General features: G+C 35.0%; 4 protein-coding genes. All 4 read left to right on the plus strand.

The window, feature by feature from the left end:
• The first annotated feature begins 9 nt into the window (after nt 1-9).
• Nucleotides 10-105, plus strand: coding sequence for an integrase core domain-containing protein (locus tag L6Q46_RS14025; RefSeq protein ID WP_363315882.1), 96 nt, complete (start codon nt 10-12; stop codon nt 103-105).
• A 216-nt stretch (nt 106-321) separates the two neighbouring features.
• Nucleotides 322-873: a hypothetical protein gene (locus L6Q46_RS13300; protein WP_291284710.1), complete on the plus strand. Its 552-nt coding sequence runs from the start codon at nt 322-324 to the stop codon at nt 871-873.
• Between the two features lie 224 nt (nt 874-1,097).
• Nucleotides 1,098-2,726, plus strand: a complete 1,629-nt coding sequence (locus tag L6Q46_RS13305; RefSeq protein ID WP_291284711.1) for a TaqI-like C-terminal specificity domain-containing protein — start codon at nt 1,098-1,100, stop codon at nt 2,724-2,726.
• Entirely contained in the window at nt 2,701-3,042 is a 342-nt protein-coding gene (locus L6Q46_RS13310) for a hypothetical protein (protein WP_291284712.1), read from the plus strand. The genes L6Q46_RS13305 and L6Q46_RS13310 overlap by 26 nt, the downstream gene beginning before the upstream one ends.
• The last annotated feature ends 137 nt before the right edge of the window (nt 3,043-3,179 follow it).

A 3,179-nucleotide genomic window follows, 5' to 3' on the forward strand; every position in this document is an offset into this window, starting at 1 on the left:
GCCAAAAGTATTTTTCAATTTATTGATCGGTACAATTCAATCAGACCTCATTCAGCTTTAGGAGGACTATCTCCTCTGCAATTTAAAAATAAACAAAAAATATGATTTTTTTCTTTACAGTTTTAGGGGGGCACTTCAAAAACAAAGCAATGAATAAAAGTTTTCTCATAGTATTTCACGGACAAATTGTTAATGGTAAAATCATTGACATTGGTAACGACCCATGTTTTGACAATCCACCAAGTTGGGGCATTTGCAGACCACCGACAAGACGAGCAGTAAAAATTGGCGACACATTAATTTTCATCGCAAAAGTTGGCAATGAGTATTTTCTCAAAGGTTGGTTTCAAGTTGGACTATGTTTCTGCTCTCAATAAATTTCCTTCAAGACAAAATGTGATTATTTCTACGACACCTTCGACACATCCAATCAAATGGCGTTACAAGGATTTGCAAAACAATTATTCTAAAACTCACGGACAAAAAACACCAAACTTTCTTATTGACCTTAATTCAATCATCGGGACTTTCTATCATAGCCAAACTGACGACCACGAAACGGACAATTGGAAGTGCAGAAGAATTTTCCATTGCACATCCAAGCAATTTGAAAAATGTATCACGACAAACAGTTGTTTAAAAAGCAGTTCATCACTCACTGCTGACGAATACAAAAACTATATTGTTGCAGAGCCAAATCAATGGGCTGACTTAGATAGTTTAAGAATTACGTTCGAAGAGATAGTTAAAGCAACAAAATTTCCAACTCCAATTAGGACACCAAAAGGGCAACATAATGTTTTGCGGTTTGACGACTATCTACAAAAATTATTTACATTTATTGACACTAAAAAAAGTAATGCTAAGAACTAACCTACACAGCTACGGACAGAAAGAAGCCCGTACCGCTAACAGCACCTACCCAAAAGGCGGGGTTTCGTGCTCCGCAGACAGTTTTGTGGTAGCCGAAAGTTCAGTTCTCCGAATTAAGTTTAGTGGTAAAAATCCCGCCCTTCGGGTAGCTGCAAAACGTTGTAGGCAATGCTAAAAAGACGGACACCTAAAGATTTAACAACAATTTTAACGACATTTGAGCTATGCAGATAAACATATTTGGTGAAGTAGAAACATTCGGAGTTACAATAGAACAAGCGGCAAAAACCGCTAATGTATCAACTGCAACAATTAGGAATTGGATTAAGACAGGTTACTTAATTCAATCTAGCAAGGGAGTTATTTCTCAAGAGTCTTTAGAGAAATTCATAAGTGAGATAGCTGGCAAAGAAAAATTAAATTCAAGGGCTAATAAGTTACTGAAAGACGAACACGACCATAAAGAGGTATCTGATAAAGTAAGCGAACTGATAAAAAAGTTCAAAGGAGAAAGAATAGGTATTGAATACGAAAGCTCACTCTCAGATTCACATCGAAACAAAGTAGGGGTATATTACACACCATCTTGGATTGTGAAAGATTTGTTTAAGAACATAAAAGTTACCCCCAATTTAAGATTTTTAGACCCTTGCTGCGGTTCAGGTAATTTTCTAATTGAAGCAATCAAACAAGGGGTTGCACCTGAAAATGTGTATGGGTTTGACATAGATGAAAATGCTGTTTTAATCGCTAAGCAGAGAATAAAAGATGAGTTCAGCTATGAAACAGAAAATGTAAAGGTTGGCGACTTTTTGCAAGAAGCAATCAAAATGAGCAGGGAAAATAATTCCTTTGATCTGATATTCACTAATCCACCCTGGGGCAAGAAAATTGAAAAAACCACCAAAGAGAAGTATTCCACATTATACGAATGTGGAAACAGTTTAGATACAACCTCTTTATTTTTGGGGGCAAGTTTATCTATACTTAAACCCAATGGATTCTTAGGCTTCTTGATTCAAGAAGCATTTTTCAACATCACTACTTTTGAAGACATCCGAAGGAAAGTATTGTCAAAAAGAATTTTACGTTTTGTAGATTATGGTAAAGCATTCAAAGGGTTGGTAACCAGGGCACAGGCTATTGTGATAGAGAACCAATCCTCAAATTCACTTGACCTCATAGAATGTTGTTTACAAGATAAAACATTCAATAGAACCTTAGAATCATTTACCGAGAACCCCAAAAGCATATTCAACTTTTGGACTAATGAAGCAGAAGCACAGGTAATCAATCGCCTCTATGCAATACCGCATATTACGCTCAAAGATAGGGCGAATTGGGCATTAGGAATTGTAACTGGCAATAACGATAGATATTGTATTGATACACCTAAAGAAGGATATATTCCGATTTATAAAGGTTCAGATATAACTAAATCGGGATTGAAAGAACCAAGCACATTCATACTTGATGATTTTTCAAATTTTCAACAGGTAGCACCCTTAGAAATGTATCTTTCAAAAGAGAAACTCATATACAAATTTATCTCTACTGATCTATGCTTTTTTTACGACACCCAACAACGATACATATTAAATAGTGCCAACCTTCTCATTCCAATAAACCTTGAAATAACTTCCGAACAGCTAACATTGCTGTTAAATAGTGAAATCATTAACTGGCTTTTCAAAAAATTATTTTCAACTCATAAGGTTCTTAGAGGAGACCTTGAGTTAATTCCTATTCACATTGATTACTTTTCAAGTAAGCAAGAATTTACTGAAACGGACTACTTAAACTATTTACAAATAATCAAAACAAACGATGGAACTTACAGAATTAAAAACTAAAATTATTGAATCATTTTCTGGTTCAGCAAGTGACCTTGAAGAAGTTCTTCAAATGGTTGATGACGACCAATCCATTTTCCCTTTTAATGAATATGAACATTTGATTTGTAATTTAATAGAAAGAGGTGGGTTAACCTACGAACAATACATAGATATTAGAACCGAATACATAAGTGCAAATCCAAATCTTTGGGTCTTTGAAATATCGGCTCCAAGAGGATTTGGAGAAAAATTTGCTCAAACTTATGTTCAAGGAAAATGCTCAAAGCTAAAAAGTCCGAATAAAAAACTTGATCCAAGCTATTCAGGAGACTGAACTGTACCCGAAAAAGTGTAGAAATTTTAGCCTTTAAAAGAGGATAAAAATGACCAAGGGACCAAAAACAAGGGAAACATATACAGAGGAATTCAAAAAGGATGCAGTAAATCATTTTATTTCATCCGGCAAATCAG

The sequence above is a fragment of the Flavobacterium sp. genome (genome assembly GCF_023151265.1).
Classification (GTDB): Bacteria; Bacteroidota; Bacteroidia; order Flavobacteriales; family Flavobacteriaceae; genus Flavobacterium.